This window comes from Comamonas sp. UBA7840 (genome assembly GCF_002501455.1).
Taxonomy (GTDB): domain Bacteria; phylum Pseudomonadota; class Gammaproteobacteria; order Burkholderiales; family Burkholderiaceae_C; genus Comamonas; species Comamonas jiangduensis.
Window position 1 is genome coordinate 90318 of record NZ_DLTI01000012.1, and the last position, 14090, is coordinate 104407.

Annotated in this window: 19 protein-coding genes; all 19 read right to left on the reverse strand. The window is 60.8% G+C overall.

The window, feature by feature from the left end; genetic code table 11:
• Positions 1 to 2: 2 nt before the first annotated feature.
• Entirely contained in the window at positions 3 to 392 is a 390-nt protein-coding gene (gene hisI / locus B3R00_RS02665; RefSeq protein WP_286997275.1) for a phosphoribosyl-AMP cyclohydrolase, read from the reverse strand.
• 113 nt (positions 393 to 505) lie between these two features.
• Positions 506 to 1306 carry an imidazole glycerol phosphate synthase subunit HisF gene (gene hisF, locus B3R00_RS02670; RefSeq protein WP_174862961.1) on the reverse strand — a complete coding sequence of 267 codons (801 nt, stop codon included), beginning with the start codon at positions 1304 to 1306 and terminating at the stop codon, positions 506 to 508.
• Positions 1307 to 1353: 47 nt separating this feature from the next.
• Positions 1354 to 2205: a D-hexose-6-phosphate mutarotase gene (locus B3R00_RS02675; RefSeq protein ID WP_286997277.1), complete on the reverse strand. Its 852-nt coding sequence runs from the start codon at positions 2203 to 2205 to the stop codon at positions 1354 to 1356.
• Positions 2202 to 2963 carry a 1-(5-phosphoribosyl)-5-[(5-phosphoribosylamino)methylideneamino]imidazole-4-carboxamide isomerase gene (gene hisA / locus B3R00_RS02680; RefSeq protein ID WP_174862959.1) on the reverse strand — a complete coding sequence of 254 codons (762 nt, stop codon included), beginning with the start codon at positions 2961 to 2963 and terminating at the stop codon, positions 2202 to 2204. Before hisA ends, B3R00_RS02675 begins: the two co-directional genes overlap by 4 nt.
• 63 nt (positions 2964 to 3026) lie before the next feature.
• Entirely contained in the window at positions 3027 to 3695 is a 669-nt protein-coding gene (hisH, locus tag B3R00_RS02685) for an imidazole glycerol phosphate synthase subunit HisH (RefSeq protein WP_286997280.1), read from the reverse strand.
• Positions 3696 to 3779: 84 nt separating this feature from the next.
• Positions 3780 to 4418 carry an imidazoleglycerol-phosphate dehydratase HisB gene (gene hisB, locus B3R00_RS02690; protein WP_286997281.1) on the reverse strand — a complete coding sequence of 213 codons (639 nt, stop codon included), beginning with the start codon at positions 4416 to 4418 and terminating at the stop codon, positions 3780 to 3782.
• The gene (gene hisC / locus B3R00_RS02695) at positions 4415 to 5533 is read right to left on the reverse strand and encodes a histidinol-phosphate transaminase (protein WP_286997282.1); all 1119 of its coding nucleotides are present in this window, start codon (positions 5531 to 5533) and stop codon (positions 4415 to 4417) included. The genes hisB and hisC overlap by 4 nt, the downstream gene beginning before the upstream one ends.
• A gap of 66 nt (positions 5534 to 5599) precedes the next feature.
• Entirely contained in the window at positions 5600 to 6043 is a 444-nt protein-coding gene (locus B3R00_RS02700) for a PIN domain-containing protein (RefSeq protein WP_219163720.1), read from the reverse strand.
• Positions 6040 to 6309, reverse strand: coding sequence for a hypothetical protein (locus B3R00_RS02705; RefSeq protein ID WP_286997283.1), 270 nt, complete (start codon positions 6307 to 6309; stop codon positions 6040 to 6042). The genes B3R00_RS02700 and B3R00_RS02705 overlap by 4 nt, the downstream gene beginning before the upstream one ends.
• 136 nt (positions 6310 to 6445) lie before the next feature.
• On the reverse strand, positions 6446 to 7762 hold the full coding sequence (hisD, locus tag B3R00_RS02710) for a histidinol dehydrogenase (RefSeq protein ID WP_286997285.1): 1317 nt from the start codon (positions 7760 to 7762) through the stop codon (positions 6446 to 6448).
• Positions 7763 to 7794: 32 nt separating this feature from the next.
• A complete protein-coding gene (gene hisG, locus B3R00_RS02715) occupies positions 7795 to 8445 on the reverse strand; it encodes an ATP phosphoribosyltransferase (protein WP_174862953.1) in 651 nt (216 codons plus the stop codon).
• Positions 8446 to 9711: a UDP-N-acetylglucosamine 1-carboxyvinyltransferase gene (gene murA / locus B3R00_RS02720; protein ID WP_219163717.1), complete on the reverse strand. Its 1266-nt coding sequence runs from the start codon at positions 9709 to 9711 to the stop codon at positions 8446 to 8448. It abuts the gene before it with no gap.
• Between the two features lie 86 nt (positions 9712 to 9797).
• Positions 9798 to 10040 carry a BolA family protein gene (locus B3R00_RS02725; RefSeq protein WP_174862952.1) on the reverse strand — a complete coding sequence of 81 codons (243 nt, stop codon included), beginning with the start codon at positions 10038 to 10040 and terminating at the stop codon, positions 9798 to 9800.
• A gap of 64 nt (positions 10041 to 10104) precedes the next feature.
• On the reverse strand, positions 10105 to 10860 hold the full coding sequence (locus tag B3R00_RS02730; RefSeq protein ID WP_286997383.1) for an ABC transporter permease: 756 nt from the start codon (positions 10858 to 10860) through the stop codon (positions 10105 to 10107).
• Between the two features lie 11 nt (positions 10861 to 10871).
• Positions 10872 to 11777, reverse strand: coding sequence for an ABC transporter ATP-binding protein (locus B3R00_RS02735; RefSeq protein ID WP_286997287.1), 906 nt, complete (start codon positions 11775 to 11777; stop codon positions 10872 to 10874).
• 59 nt (positions 11778 to 11836) lie between these two features.
• Complete coding sequence (locus B3R00_RS02740; protein WP_286997288.1) at positions 11837 to 12136, reverse strand: STAS domain-containing protein; 300 nt, start codon at positions 12134 to 12136, stop codon at positions 11837 to 11839.
• A complete protein-coding gene (locus tag B3R00_RS02745; protein WP_286997289.1) occupies positions 12133 to 12780 on the reverse strand; it encodes an MlaC/ttg2D family ABC transporter substrate-binding protein in 648 nt (215 codons plus the stop codon). Before B3R00_RS02745 ends, B3R00_RS02740 begins: the two co-directional genes overlap by 4 nt.
• 42 nt (positions 12781 to 12822) lie before the next feature.
• Positions 12823 to 13551: an MlaA family lipoprotein gene (locus B3R00_RS02750; RefSeq protein ID WP_286997290.1), complete on the reverse strand. Its 729-nt coding sequence runs from the start codon at positions 13549 to 13551 to the stop codon at positions 12823 to 12825.
• A 40-nt stretch (positions 13552 to 13591) separates the two neighbouring features.
• Complete coding sequence (gene mlaD / locus B3R00_RS02755) at positions 13592 to 14071, reverse strand: outer membrane lipid asymmetry maintenance protein MlaD (RefSeq protein WP_219163712.1); 480 nt, start codon at positions 14069 to 14071, stop codon at positions 13592 to 13594.
• Between the last annotated feature and the right edge of the window lie 19 nt (positions 14072 to 14090).

Sequence of the window (14090 nt, forward strand, 5' to 3'; positions counted from 1 at the left end):
GTTTATTTGTAGATGGAAGCTGGATCTTTCAAGACGGGGTCAATCGCCACCCACTGGCCGTCTTTGAGCACGCTGTAAAAGCAGGAATGGCGGCCGGTGTGGCAGGCAATGCCGGGCTCGTGCCCTTCCTGGGTAATTTTGAGCAGCACGACGTCGTTGTCGCAGTCAATGCGCAGCTCGTGCACGGTTTGTACGTGGCCTGACTCTTCGCCCTTGAACCACAGCTTGTTGCGCGAACGGCTGAAGTAGACAGCGCGGCCCAGCTCGGCTGTTTTGGCCAGCGCCTCGTGGTTCATCCACGCAAACATCACCACATCGCCGCTGCTGCGTTCTTGCGCAATCACGGGCACCAGGCCCTGCGCATCCCATTTGACTTGATCGAGCCAGCTCATAGGAATTCCTGTTTTGTATAGCTGCCAGCGCAGGCCAACAGCTAATTTGAATCACAAAACATACGGAAAGCCGCCTGGAACCTGCGCAAGCTGCTCTCAAAAACTTTTAGCCGTTACAAACGCACGGGAATGCCGCGCTCGCGCATGCGTTCCTTGGCTTGCTGGATGGTGTACTCACCATAGTGGAAGATGCTGGCGGCCAGCACCGCATCGGCACCGCCCTGCTGCACGCCATCGGCCAGGTGGTCCAGATTGCCCACGCCGCCTGAGGCAATCACGGGCACGCCCACGGCATCGCTCACGGCCCGGGTCAGCGCCAAGTCAAACCCGCTCTTGGTGCCGTCTTTGTCCATGCTGGTGAGCAAAATTTCGCCCGCGCCGCGCTGTGCCATTTCTTCGGCCCAGCGCACCACATCCAGCCCCACGTTTTTGCGGCCGCCGTGGCTGTACACGTCCCAGCCGGGGCCCATGGGCGTGCCACCGGGGCCGATGCGCTGCTCGTCCTCGGGCGTGCGGCGCTTGGCATCAATGGCCACCACAATGCACTGCGCGCCGTACTTGTCGCTGCAGGCGTTGATGGTGCTGGGGTTGGCAATGGCGGCGGAGTTGAAGCTGGTTTTGTCCGCACCCGCGTTCAGCAGGCGGCGCACATCTTCCACGCTGCGCACGCCGCCGCCCACGGTCAGCGGAATGAAGACCTGGCTGGCCACGGCCTCAATGATGGGCAGGATCAAATCACGGCCATCGCTGGTGGCGGTGATGTCCAGAAAGGTCAGCTCGTCCGCGCCCTGCGCGTTGTAGCGCGCAGCGATCTCGACCGGGTCGCCCGCATCGCGCAGCTCCAGAAAATTGACGCCTTTGACCACGCGGCCACCGGTGACGTCCAGGCAGGGAATGATGCGTTTTGCGAGCATGAAAAGACTTTTTCTATCGATTGAACAGCGAACACCGGCAAACGCCTTCAGGCGATCACCTGCAAAGTTTGGGCCGCCTGCCAGTGCTGACCGGGGTGCAGCGCCACCGGCTGGTTGATGGTCGCAGCTTCTACGCACAGCATGCGCATCCAGTCGGCGCTCTGCATATCGGGCAGCGTGGCGCACAGGGCCGGTCCGGGGTTCCAGACCACCGTCTCTGGCCATGCGGCGTCTTGACTGATCTGCAGCGTGCCGGCGGCATCACGCAGCTCCAGCGGCTGGGCACTGCGGGCATACACCCGATCGACTTCTTCACCCAGTGCCACCGCGCCGCTTTGCACCACAGGTGAAAAGGCTTTTGCAGCATCCCAGAACGCCGCGCCTTCCAGACCCTGCAAGGCTGCAATGTCTGCACCCTGCACCGCCAAATAGGTGTGCAGCGCCCCCGTGAAGGCCAAGGCGCTGCTGCCAGTATTGGTAGCCGATAGTGCAATGCGCAGCTGATCGGGTGCCACCGTCACCGCCAGCTCGGCCCGCAAACCGTGCGGAAATTCGGCATGCAAAGGCGCGGCAGCCTCCCAGCGCCAGAGCGCCGTGATGGCATCGCCCTGCACCGATGCACCTTCGTAGTGCCACACGGTGCGGCGGGCCAGACCGTGCTTGGGCAGCGGGCCCCGCGCGTTGAACTGGGGAAAGCACACAGGTACGCCACCACGAATGGCCGCACTGCCATCGAGCACGGCGCGCTCGGACAGGAACATGCGCTCGTGCCCGCGTGCCGTCCAGGACAGCACTTGGGCGCCGAAATCAGAGACGCGCACGCAGTCACCGCTGGGCAAGCTGATCTGCGTGCATGCAAGGCCGCGCCAGAGTGTACGCGCGGCTTGGGGCTGGGTCATTCCGCGGCTTCTTCTTCGTCGTAGCCGCTGAGCTTGTCAGCCAGTTTCTGGCCTTCTGCAAAGTCCAGATCACCCGTGTAGATGGCACGGCCGCAGATCACGCCTTCAATGCCTTCATCTTGCACGGCGCACAACTGCTCAATGTCTTTGATACTGGCCAGACCGCCCGAAGCAATGACAGGGATGCGCACGGATTGCGCCAGCTTGACGGTGGCGTCGATGTTGATGCCCGAGAGCATGCCATCACGGCCAATGTCGGTGTAGATGATCGAGTCCACGCCCCAGTCTTCAAAGCGCTTGGCGGTCGGAATCACATCCTGGCCAGTCAGCTTGCTCCAGCCGTCAATCGCGACCTTGCCGTCTTTGGCATCCAAGCCCACGATGATGTGGCCGGCAAATGCGGTGCAGGCATCTTGCAAGAAGCCAGGATTCTTCACGGCAGCGGTACCGATGATGATGTACTCCATGCCGATGTCGATGTAACGCTCGATCGTGTCCAGATCGCGGATACCGCCACCCAGTTGCACGGGGATTTCGCCATCGACTTCTTTCAAGATGGCTTTGATGGCCGCCAAGTTTTTAGGCTGACCGGCAAATGCACCATTCAAGTCCACCAAGTGCAGGCGGCGCGCACCGGCATCCAGCCAGCGGCGCGCCATTTCGGCGGGGTCACCAAAGGTGGTGGATTGGTCCATATCGCCTTGTTTCAGGCGAACGCATTGACCGTCTTTGAGGTCGATGGCGGGGATCAGCAGCATGATGTGCGGGTGGCTTTGCCTAAATTCGGCCGAACAGGGTTGTGGCCGGGGTTGAAGAAAAAGTTACGGGTTCCAGTGCAAGAAATTGCGGTACAGCGCAATCCCATGGTCTGCGCTTTTCTCAGGGTGGAACTGCGTGGCAAAAATCTTATCGCGTGCCAGCGCAGATGCAAACCTTCCACCGTAATCTGTCTCAGCCGCGCAATGCGCCGCGTCAGCCGGGGCCGCATAAAAACTGTGCACAAAGTAGAAATACGCCCCATCGGGAATACCTTGCCACATGGCGTGGCGCACGCCGCCGGGTGCTGTCTGGAACACCTGGTTCCAGCCCATTTGCGGCACTTTGTAGCGGCTGCCATCGGGTTGAATGCGCCCCGCCAGATCAAAGCGTTTGACTTCACCGGGAATCAGCCCCAGCGAAGGCGTGTCACCCTCTTCGCTGTGATCCAGCAGCATTTGCATGCCCACACACACACCAAACAGCGGTTTGGTGGTGGCGGCTTCAAGCACAGCTTCTTGCAGGCCCGAGGCTTTCAGCGCGGCCATGCAGTCGCGCATGGCGCCCTGGCCGGGCAGCACGATGCGGCTGGCCGCGCGCACTTCGGCCGGATCTTGGGTGACGATGACGCGCACGTCCGTGCCTTGCGCTGCGGTCATGACCGCTTGGGAGACCGAGCGCAGATTGCCCATCTCGTAATCGACCACGGCCACGGTGTTGTTCATGGAACTCATAGCACTTTGCGCTTGTTGTTGCAGGGTTTCAACGCTTTAGCGAAGGCAATTGTTTGACTGACTTTCGCTAGCTGCTCACATTTTTTAGAGACTACCCTTGGTGGAAGGGATCACGCCCGCCATGCGCTCATCGCGCTCCAGCGCAAAACGCAGGGCTCGGGCGAAGGCTTTGAAAATGGTTTCGCACTGGTGGTGGGCATTAAAACCCTTGAGATTATCAATGTGCAGGGTCACGCCGGCGTGGTTCACAAAACCCTGGAAAAACTCAAACACCAGTTGGGTGTCCAGCTCGCCAATGCGGCCTGCGGTGAACTTGCAGTCCATATGCAGACCGGGGCGGCCCGAGAAGTCGATCACCACGCGGGAGAGCGCCTCATCCAGCGGCACGTAGGCGTGGCCGTAGCGGCGAATGCCCTTCTTGTCGCCCACGGCCTTGGCAAAGGCCTGGCCCAGGGTAATGCCAATGTCTTCCACGGTGTGGTGGCCGTCAATGTGCAGATCGCCCTCGCAATCAATGTTCAGGTCGATCAGGCCGTGGCGGGCAATTTGATCGAGCATGTGGTCCAGAAAACCAATGCCGGTGGCCAACCGGGCCTTGCCGGTGCCGTCCAGGTCCACGTGGACGTAGACCTTGGTTTCGGCGGTGTTGCGCTGCACCTCCGCCACGCGGGCGGTGCATTCAGCGGCTGCGGTAGCGGTGGAGGGGACGAGTGCATGGCTCATAGCGATTCCTTCAAGGCTGCCAACATTTGGGCATTTTCTTCACGGGTACCCACGGTCAACCGCAGGCAATTGGCCAGCAGCGGGTGCATGGCCGAGACATTTTTTACCAGTACGCCGCGCTGCTTCATGGCGGCTTGGGCCGCGCCCGCATTCCGCACGCGCAGCAACACCATATTCGCTTCAGAGGGCCAGACTTTTTCTACACCCTCCAAGGCCGTCAGCGCATCAATCAAGGGCTGGCGCTCGGCGCGGATCGCCTGCGCCTGCGCGGCGTACAAATCGGCCTGCTCCAGCGCAAAAATCGCGGTTTCACAGTTCAGCACGCTGATGTTGTAGGGGGGGCGGACTTTGTCCAGCTCATTGACGATGGCGGCAGGGCCAATCAGGTAACCCAGGCGCGCACCGGCCAGCCCGAACTTGCTCAAGGTGCGCATCAGCAGCACATGGGCGTTGCGCTCAGGCTGCGCCTGCATCTGGCTGATCCAACTGCGGCTGGCAAAGGGCTGGTAGGCCTCATCCATCACCACCAAACCACCAATCTGTGCCACGGCATCAATCACTGCCTGCACTTGGTCTTCGGGCCACAGCGTGGCGGTTGGGTTGTTGGGGTAGGCAATGTAGGTGATGGCGGGCTTGTGCTCGGCAATCGCGGCCTGCATGGCAGGCACATCCAGGTCAAAGTCTGCCGTCAGCGGCACGCCCACAAAATCCAGGCCCTGCAGCTGTGCCGACAGTGGGTACATCACAAAGCCGGGCATGGGCGCCAGCATGGTGGCGCGGCCGGCAGCGCTGGGCTGTGCGGTGGCCAGCGCCAGCAAGGTAATGATTTCGTCCGAGCCATTGCCCAGCAGCACGGCGCTGCCTGCGGGCGCACCGGCGTAGTCTTTGAGCATTTGCTTCAAGACTTCCAAACGCTCACCGGGATAGCGGTTGATTTCCAGTGCACCCAGCCGTTCACCCAGCGCCTTTTGCAACGCGGCAGGCAAGCGGAAGGGATTTTCCATGGTGTCCATCTTCAGCAGACCTTGCGACGGCTGAATATGGTAGGCCGACATGGCGCGCACGTCGGAGCGAATGCGTTGCAAGGCTTGGGCTTGGCTTGAAGCTGCTGACATGGGGTTCACACTTTCCAATTTCTTCTTCACTCAATGGGGCGCGGGAGCGGTCGTCTTGGCGGCGGCTCAGGCGCCTGGCGATCCTGCCTGCGGGGCCTGCTGCAGCGGGTGCACCATGGTGACGCCACCGTACTGCGCGCCGTGGGGCAAATGCAGGGTCAACATCCGTTCGCAGCCGCTGTGCTGCGCGCAGGCCACAGCCAAGCAGTCCGCAAACGGCAGGGCATGGCGCGCTTGCACGGCCCATGCGGTTTCCAGCGTGGCAGCATCGGTTTGCCAGGGTGTCCACGTCTGGTAACGGCGAATGGCGGCACGCGCATCGCCTTGCGGCAGCGGGGTTTCGGCGGTGGTGACCTGTTCGTAAAACTCCACCAGTGCCTGGTTGCTGGTGCGGCCCGTGCGGCTGTGCCACAGCACATCCAGCCACGCCAGCACAGCGTGGTGCAAGGCGGGCTGGCCCACGTCTTCAGCGGCAATCAGCACCGAGGTATCGACGAATACGGGGTTCACGCCACACCTTTACTTTGTGTATCTTTGGGGCCTGCAGCGCGCCTGCCACCTACGCTGCGCGCTGTGGTTTTAGGAGCGTCCTTGGCTTTCCACGTGCGCTCGTCGGTTCGCCACGCCAGATAAGCGCGCTCGTACGTGTCCTCGCGCCGCTGCATCTCGGCCATGAAGTCACCCAGCATGCGCGAAACACTGGTGCCGCGCCGCGCTGCCTCGATGCGTGCCCATTCCAGCACGCTGTCTTCCACGGTAATGGTGACGTTTTTCATGGGTCAAATGGTACACGAAATTCGTGTGACACGAAATTCGTGTCATCTTGGTGTGCGATGCCTGCAATCTAAAGTGCACAAAAAAGCCGCAGCACCTAGCGGTCTGCGGCTTTGGCACCCAGCATCAAGGCTGCGCTTATTTCAACCGCATCTCGGCTGCGCGGGCGTGGCCCTGCAGGCCTTCACCATGTGCCAGCACCGAGGCGATCTGACCCAGCACCTGGGCGCCCTGCTCGCTGACTTCGATGAGGGAGCTGCGCTTTTGGAAGTCGTAGACGCCCAAAGGCGAGCTGAAACGCGCCGTGCCGCTGGTAGGCAGCACGTGGTTGGGGCCGGCGCAGTAGTCGCCCAGGGATTCGCTGGTGTAGGCACCCAGGAAGATGGCGCCCGCGTGCTTGAGCAGCGGCTCCCACTTGTGAGGGTCGTTGCTGCTGACTTCCAGGTGCTCTGGCGCAATGCGGTTGGAGATGGCGCAAGCCTCTTCCATGTCGCGGGTCAGGATCAGCGCGCCACGGTCGTTCAGGCTCTTGGCGATGATGGCCTTGCGCGGCATCTCGGGCAGCAGGCGGTCGATTTCGCGCTGCACGGCATCGAGATAAGCGGCATCAGGGCACAGCAAGATGGACTGGGCCAGCTCGTCGTGCTCGGCCTGGCTGAACAGGTCCATGGCCACCCACTCGGGCGGCGTCGTGCCGTCGGCCAGCACCAGAATTTCCGAAGGGCCGGCAATCATGTCGATGCCGACCACGCCGAACACGCGCTTTTTGGCGCTGGCCACATAGGCGTTGCCGGGGCCGGTGATCTTGTCCACCTTGGGCACGGTGGCCGTGCCGTAGGCCAAAGCCGCCACGGCCTGCGCACCGCCGACGGTGAAGGCACGCGTGACGCCGGCCACATAGGCGGCCGCCAGCACCAGCGGGTTCTTCTCACCCTTGGGCGTGGGCACGACCATGATGATTTCGGGCACGCCGGCCACATGGGCGGGAATGGCATTCATCAGCACACTGGACGGATAAGCCGCCTTGCCGCCGGGCACGTAGATGCCCACGCGGTCCAGCGGCGTGACCTTCTGGCCCAGCAGCGTGCCGTCTTCGTCGCGGTAGCTCCAGCTTTCGCCGTTGGCCTTCTTCTGCGCCTCGTGGTAGCTGCGCACACGGCGTGCGGCAGACTCCAGCGCTTCGCGCTCGACAACGGGCAGGCTGTCGAAGGCCGCTTTCAACTCTTCCTTGGTCAGCTCCAGAGCTGCCATGGAATCAGCACTCAGCCCGTCAAAGCGGGCCGTGTATTCCAGCACGGCGGCGTCGCCGCGCTGCTGTACATCGGCCAGAATGTCGGCCACGCGCTGCTCGATCGCAGCATCCGTGTCGGCCGACCAATGCAGGCGCTGCGCAAAATCATGCTCGAAATTGGCGTCTGCGGTGGATAGGCGGAGAGGTTTTGCTGCGATTTCCATAGTGCTTACTGCTTCAACAGTGGAGAGATAAATTAGTTGTTTTTGGCTTGCACAGCCTGCGTAAACGCATCGATGATGGGGCGCAGAGCGCGCTGCTTGAGCTTGAGCGACGCCTGATTGACCACCAAGCGCGAGCTGATGTCGATGATCTGCTCCACCTCCACCAGGTCATTGGCCTTGAGGGTGTTGCCCGTGGACACCAAGTCCACAATCGCATCGGCCATGCCGGTCAACGGTGCCAGCTCCATCGAGCCGTACAGCTTGATCATGTCCACGTGCACGCCTTTTTGGGCAAAGAACTCACGGGCAATCGTGGTGTACTTGGTGGCCACCTTCAGGCGTGCGCCTTGCTGCACGGCGTGTGCATAGTCAAAACCATTGCGCACGGCCACACTCACGCGGCACTTGGCAATCTGCAAATCCAGCGGCTGGTACAGGCCCTGGCCGCCATGCTCAATCAGCGAGTCCGAGCCCGAGACACCCAAGTCTGCACCACCGTACTGCACATACACAGGCACGTCGGAAGCGCGCACCAGCACCACGCGCACATCGGGGCGATTGGTGTCAAAAATCAGCTTGCGCGACTTTTCGACGTCTTCGGTCACCTCAATCCCGGCGGCAGCCAGCAGGGGCACGGTTTCTTCAAAGATACGGCCCTTGGACAGGGCAATGGTGATGCTCATTTAGGAAACTCTTTCAATGTCAGCGCCCAGACCACGCAGCTTGGCTTCCATGCGGTCATAACCACGGTCCAGGTGATAAATGCGGTCTACCAAGGTTTCGCCCTTAGCTACCAGCCCCGCAATCACCAGGCTGGCCGACGCGCGCAGATCGGTGGCCATCACCGTGGCGCCTGACAGCGGTGCACCGCCTTCCACCGTGGCAACGCGGCCATCGGTGGCAATGTGCGCGCCCAGGCGCAGCATTTCATTGACGTGCATGAAGCGGTTTTCAAAAATGGTCTCGGTCACCACGCTGGTGCCTTCGGCCACCAGATTCAGCGCCATGAACTGCGCTTGCATGTCGGTGGGAAAGCCGGGGTACTCGGTCGTGCGAAAGCTCTGCGCCTTCACGCGGCCTTGGCTGCGAACGCGAATGCCGCCTTCTTCCGCCTGCACTTGCACGCCCGCGTCATGCAGCTTGTCGATGACGGCACCCAGATGGTCGGCGCGGCCATGGCGCAAGAACGCTTCGCCGCCGGTGGCCGCCACGGCGCACAAAAAAGTACCGGCTTCAATCCGGTCAGCCACTACCGCATGCTCACAGCCGTGCAAGGCCTCCACACCCTGGATGGTGATGCGGCTGGTGCCGTGACCTTCAATCTTGGCGCCCATCTTGATCAGCATTTCGGCCAGATCGGAGATTTCGGGCTCCATGGCCGCGTTTTCCAGCACGGTCTCACCTTCCGCCAGCGCAGCCGCCATCAGGAAATTTTCCGTGCCGGTCACCGTCACCATGTCGGTGGTGATGCGCGCACCCTTCAGGCGCGTGCGGCCTGCGGGCAGGCTGGCGTTCATGTAACCGTTTTCCACGGTGATGATGGCGCCCATGGCCTGCAGGCCCTTGATGTGCTGATCTACAGGGCGCGAGCCGATCGCACAGCCACCAGGCAACGACACCTTGGCCTTGCCAAAGCGCGCCAGCAGCGGGCCCAGGGCCAGCACGGAGGCACGCATGGTCTTGACCAGCTCATAGGGCGCTTCGGGGTTGTTCAGCCCCCCCGCGTTCAGGTGCACCGTGCCGTTGTCATCACGCTCGGCGGTCACCCCCATGTTGCGGATGAGCTTGAGCATGGTGGCCACGTCTTGCAGACGGGGCACGTTGTGCAGCGTAACCGGCTGGGCCGACAGCAGTGCAGCGCACAGCTCGGGCAAAGCCGCATTTTTGGCGCCAGAAATCAGCACTTCACCGTGCAAAGCACGGCCGCCGCGAATCAGGAGTTTGTCCATGGCTTCAAGCCTTGAATCGAAATTTAAACAAAATCAGGCTCAAACCCTTATGGATCAAGCGCTAACAGCTATCTATTTATTTGGCTTCAAGCGGCCTTGGCCGCCCATTCTGCCGGTGTGAAGGTCTTCATGGACAGGGCGTGCACCTCATCCGTCTTGATGCGCTCACCCAAGGTGGCGTACACCAGCCGCTGGCGTGCCAGCAAGCGCTTGCCTTCAAATTCAGCCGACACCACGGTCGCATACCAATGGCGGCCATCGCCTTCCACGGCCAGATGCTCGCAGTGCAAGCCGGCAGCGATGATGGATTGGAGGAGGTCAGCATTCATAGTGGTCTCTGTGCCGCAGCGCTCGTGCTGACGGCGAAAAGTGGCGCGCCCCAGCGCACCACGGTCAATGGCGAATTTTGTAGCCAATGCGCAGCAGATGAATGGCCAGAGCACTGACCACCAACCACGCCACGCCGACGATACCCAGACTCACCCACGGAGAGACATCGCTTTGGCCAAAGAAGCCATACCGGAAACCGTCAATCATGTAGAAAAACGGGTTCAGGTGGCTGACCTGCTGCCAAAAAGGCGGCAGGGATTGAATGGAATAGAACACGCCGGACAGAAATGTCATGGGCATGATCAAAAAGTTCTGGAAAGCGGCCATCTGGTCGAACTTGTCGGCCCACAGCCCGGCGATCAGCCCCAGCGTACCCAGCAAGGCAGCGCCCAGCACCGCAAACACCACGATCCACAATGGCGCAGCAGCCACCGCAGGCGTGAAAAACAGGGTGACGATGTACACGCCCAAGCCCACCACCAAGCCGCGCACGATGGAAGAGCCCACATAGGCACAAAACCAGGCCCAGTGCGACAGCGGCGTGAGCAAGATGAACACCACACTGCCCATGATCTTGCTTTGCACCAGACTCGATGAGCTGTTGGCAAACGCGTTTTGCAGCACGCTCATCATCACCAGCCCGGGCACCAAGAACGCCGTGTAGCCCACGCCGTCAAACACTTGCACATGGTCTTCCAGCACATGGCCAAAGATCAGCAGGTACAGCACCGCCGTCATCACCGGCGCGGCCACGGTCTGAAAGCCCACCTTCCAAAACCGCAGAATTTCTTTGTAGAACAGCGACGTCCAGCCTTGCATGGAGGGCAGCATCATGCAGCTCCCTTCATCACTTGCAGGAACACATCTTCCAAATCCGCACGGCGAATTTCCATGTCTTCCATCACCACCCCGGCTTCACGCAAGGTGGCCAAAAAGCGTTCGATATCGTGGGGCCCCTGCGCTGGCAGCTGCACCACACGCCCGGTCACACGCGCCACGGGGGCCAGTGCTTCAGGCAACGCCTGGTCCGTCTTGAACTGCAACACGTTGGACGATGCGGTTTTGAGCAAATTCGAGGTCTCATCCAGCGCCACCACGTTGCCGTGCTTGAGCATGGCAATGCGGTTGCACAAGGCTTCCGCCTCTTCCAGGTAGTGCGTGGTCAGCAGCACGGTGTGCCCTTGCTTGTTGAGCTTGCTGACAAAGTGCCACAGAGTTTGGCGCAGTTCCACGTCCACACCGGCCGTGGGCTCATCCAGCACGATGATCGGCGGCTTGTGTACCAAGGCCTGCGCCACCAGCACGCGGCGTTTCATGCCGCCCGAGAGCTGGCGCATATTGGCGTGGGCCTTATCGGCCAGCCCGAGGCTTTCCAGCAGCTCGTCAATCCAGGCGTCGTTGTTCTTGACGCCAAAGTAGCCGGATTGCAGGCGCAGCGTCTCGCGCACATTGAAGAAGGGGTCAAACACCAACTCTTGTGGCACCACCCCCAGTTGCTTGCGGGCAGCTGCAAAGTCTGACTGCACATCCTGGCCCATCACGGTGATGCGCCCGGAGGTGGCCTTGGTCAGGCCGGCCAAAATGCTGATGAGTGTGGTTTTGCCCGCGCCGTTAGGGCCGAGCAGACCAAAGAACTCGCCCTCTGCAATTTCCAGGCTCACATGGTTGAGCGCCTGGAAACCACCTTGGGAGGTCGCGTAGGTCTTGGAGACAGATTGGATGGAAATGGCTGGCATGAGAGCCTGACATTCTAAGGCGCTCGTGGCCGCTCAGCCGAGGCCATGGTCTTGCACCCTTACGCCGCCTGGGGGGGCACAGCGGTATCGAGCAAAGGCATCACGCCATACACCTGCGCCAGCGACTGCAGGCTGCTGGTCCAGCCCTGTACGCGCAAGCTTTGCCGGCGCGCATGCGCCGCGCGCAGGCACGCCAGCAACAAGGCCAGGCCGGCCGAATCAAAGGACTGCACCCCTGAGGCATCCAGCACAATGTGCGCGCCCTGGGGCTGCGCCTGCATGCTGTGCAGCAGTTGTGCTTGCGCTGCCACCACGGTGTCAGCGGTTAGCACTGGCGCAAGTGCAATCGTGTGGCTCATGGCTGCGCTGACTTCGCGGTTTTGGCGTCGGCAGCGATGGTGCGACTGGCCAACGCGTTGATCAGCCCGTCAATCCCACCTTTGTTCAACTCCTGCGCAAACTGGGTACGGTAGGTCTCCACCATCCACACGCCCAGCACATTCAGGTTGTAGATTTTCCAGCCCTTGCCGTCTGTGTTTTCCAGACGGAAGTCCAATTGTACGGGCTCACCCTTGCCATGCACTTCGGTGCGCACCAAGACATCTTTGTCATCGGGTGCCGCGCGCAAAGGCTTGACCACTACGCGCTGGTCACTCACCTGCTTCAAGGCACCGGCATAGGTGCGAATCAGCATGAGCTTGAACTCCTGCTGCAGGCGCTCACGCTGTGCCGGCGTGGCCTGGCGCCACTGGGGACCCACCGCAGCCGATGTCATGCGGCGGAAGTTCACATGGGGCATGACAGTGTTGTCAACCACCTGTGAAATGCGCGCAATATTGCCATTGCGCAACTCAGGGTCTGCCTTGATCGTTTCCAGAATATCGGCAGACAGGCGTTTAACCAGAGCGTCCGGGGTCTCTACAGCGGCTGTAGCCAGCGGCGCAGCCAGCCACAGTGCAGAAAAAGCGGCCACACCAGCGGCCAAAGTACGACGTTGCATCATTGTGATTCCTTACTTGCCAAGGCCTCAGGCCCTGGCCCTCGCTCAGTCGTCGAAGCTTTCGACGCGACCAGCGTTGTCATCATTGGACGAATTAGCAGCAGGATTGCGCTGCTTCAGATAAAAATCCCGTATCAAGGTGTAGCGATCCAGTGCTGCGGCATCCAGCGTATCGGTAGCATCCAGCAAACTGGCGCGCTTGCTCACCAGGCTCAAGCCCATCAAGCTATTGCGGTGCGATACGGGCTTCAAATCCGCCAGCACATAGCCTTGCCAGTCAATCGGCAGCGCCAGCGTGTCGCGCACGGTCGAGGGGCCAAAGAAAGGCAGCACCAGATAAGGCCCGGGCTTGACACCCCAGCTTGCCAAAGTCAAACCGAAGTCTTGTTTGTTACGCTCCACCTGCATCTCGGTCGCGATGTCCAGCAAGCCCCCCAGACCCAGCACCGTATTGGTGGTGAAGCGCACCATGTGGTTGTAGGTTTGCTCACCATTGCCTTGCAAAGCATGGTTCACCATCGACCACAGGTCACCCAAGTTGGTGAAGAAGTTGCTCACCCCCGTGCGAACGGGCGAAGGTGTCACCGTCTTATAGGCCGTGGCCGCAGGCTTTAACACCGCATCATCCACGGCGTCGTTGAACTTGGTCATCGAGCGGTTGTAACCCTCGTAAGGGTCTTGAGGGTTGGTGGCCTGCGTGGAAGCACAACCTGTCAACGCCAAACCCGCCACGATCAAGCAGGCGGCGCCTGCCTGGCGCCAGCGTGCGGACATTGCAAAGTGATTGTTTTGCATCGTAGATTCCTGTTTGTTGTTATTTCCCTGCCCCATCAGCGCCGCCTTCTTCGGCCTTGCTGTAGAGGAATTGCCCGATCAAATTCTCGAGCACCACGGCTGACTGGGTCGCCGTAATGCGATCACCGTCTGCCAAGTTGACATCGTCCGCACCCGCTTCAATGCCCACATATTGATCTCCCAGCAAGCCACTGGTCAGAATTTTCAGCGAACTGTCTTTGGGAAAGGCGTAGCGCTTTTCCATCGCCATGTGTACGGTAGCTTGGAAGGTTTTGTCATCAAAAGTGATGTTTTCTACACGCCCCACCACTACACCCGCGCTTTTGACGGCCGCTTTCGGCTTAAGGCCGCCAATATTGTCAAAGCGTGCGGTGACCTTGTAGCTTTCTTGAAAGCTCAGGCTCAGCAAATTTGCCGATTGCAGCGCCAAAAACGCCAGCGCCAACGCGCCAATCAACACAAAGAGGCCGACCCATACGTCGTTTTTAGATGCCTGCATATCTCGTCCTTATTTGAAT

Excerpts from the sequence above, each read along its gene's own strand:
- hisI (WP_286997275.1), bottom strand. The coding sequence starts at position 392 with ATGAGCTGGCTCGATCAAGTCAAATGGGATGCGCAGGGCCTGGTGCCC.
- hisF (WP_174862961.1), bottom strand. The coding sequence starts at position 1,306 with ATGCTCGCAAAACGCATCATTCCCTGCCTGGACGTCACCGGTGGCCGC.
- B3R00_RS02675 (WP_286997277.1), bottom strand. The coding sequence starts at position 2,205 with ATGACCCAGCCCCAAGCCGCGCGTACACTCTGGCGCGGCCTTGCATGC.
- hisA (WP_174862959.1), bottom strand. The coding sequence starts at position 2,963 with ATGCTGCTGATCCCCGCCATCGACCTCAAAGACGGTCAATGCGTTCGC.
- hisH (WP_286997280.1), bottom strand. The coding sequence starts at position 3,695 with ATGAGTTCCATGAACAACACCGTGGCCGTGGTCGATTACGAGATGGGC.
- hisB (WP_286997281.1), bottom strand. The coding sequence starts at position 4,418 with ATGAGCCATGCACTCGTCCCCTCCACCGCTACCGCAGCCGCTGAATGC.
- hisC (WP_286997282.1), bottom strand. The coding sequence starts at position 5,533 with ATGTCAGCAGCTTCAAGCCAAGCCCAAGCCTTGCAACGCATTCGCTCC.
- B3R00_RS02705 (WP_286997283.1), bottom strand. The coding sequence starts at position 6,309 with ATGAAAAACGTCACCATTACCGTGGAAGACAGCGTGCTGGAATGGGCA.
- hisD (WP_286997285.1), bottom strand. The coding sequence starts at position 7,762 with ATGGAAATCGCAGCAAAACCTCTCCGCCTATCCACCGCAGACGCCAAT.
- hisG (WP_174862953.1), bottom strand. The coding sequence starts at position 8,445 with ATGAGCATCACCATTGCCCTGTCCAAGGGCCGTATCTTTGAAGAAACC.
- murA (WP_219163717.1), bottom strand. The coding sequence starts at position 9,711 with ATGGACAAACTCCTGATTCGCGGCGGCCGTGCTTTGCACGGTGAAGTG.
- B3R00_RS02725 (WP_174862952.1), bottom strand. The coding sequence starts at position 10,040 with ATGAATGCTGACCTCCTCCAATCCATCATCGCTGCCGGCTTGCACTGC.
- B3R00_RS02730 (WP_286997383.1), bottom strand. The coding sequence starts at position 10,860 with ATGCAAGGCTGGACGTCGCTGTTCTACAAAGAAATTCTGCGGTTTTGG.
- B3R00_RS02735 (WP_286997287.1), bottom strand. The coding sequence starts at position 11,777 with ATGCCAGCCATTTCCATCCAATCTGTCTCCAAGACCTACGCGACCTCC.
- B3R00_RS02740 (WP_286997288.1), bottom strand. The coding sequence starts at position 12,136 with ATGAGCCACACGATTGCACTTGCGCCAGTGCTAACCGCTGACACCGTG.
- B3R00_RS02745 (WP_286997289.1), bottom strand. The coding sequence starts at position 12,780 with ATGATGCAACGTCGTACTTTGGCCGCTGGTGTGGCCGCTTTTTCTGCA.
- B3R00_RS02750 (WP_286997290.1), bottom strand. The coding sequence starts at position 13,551 with ATGTCCGCACGCTGGCGCCAGGCAGGCGCCGCCTGCTTGATCGTGGCG.
- mlaD (WP_219163712.1), bottom strand. The coding sequence starts at position 14,071 with ATGCAGGCATCTAAAAACGACGTATGGGTCGGCCTCTTTGTGTTGATT.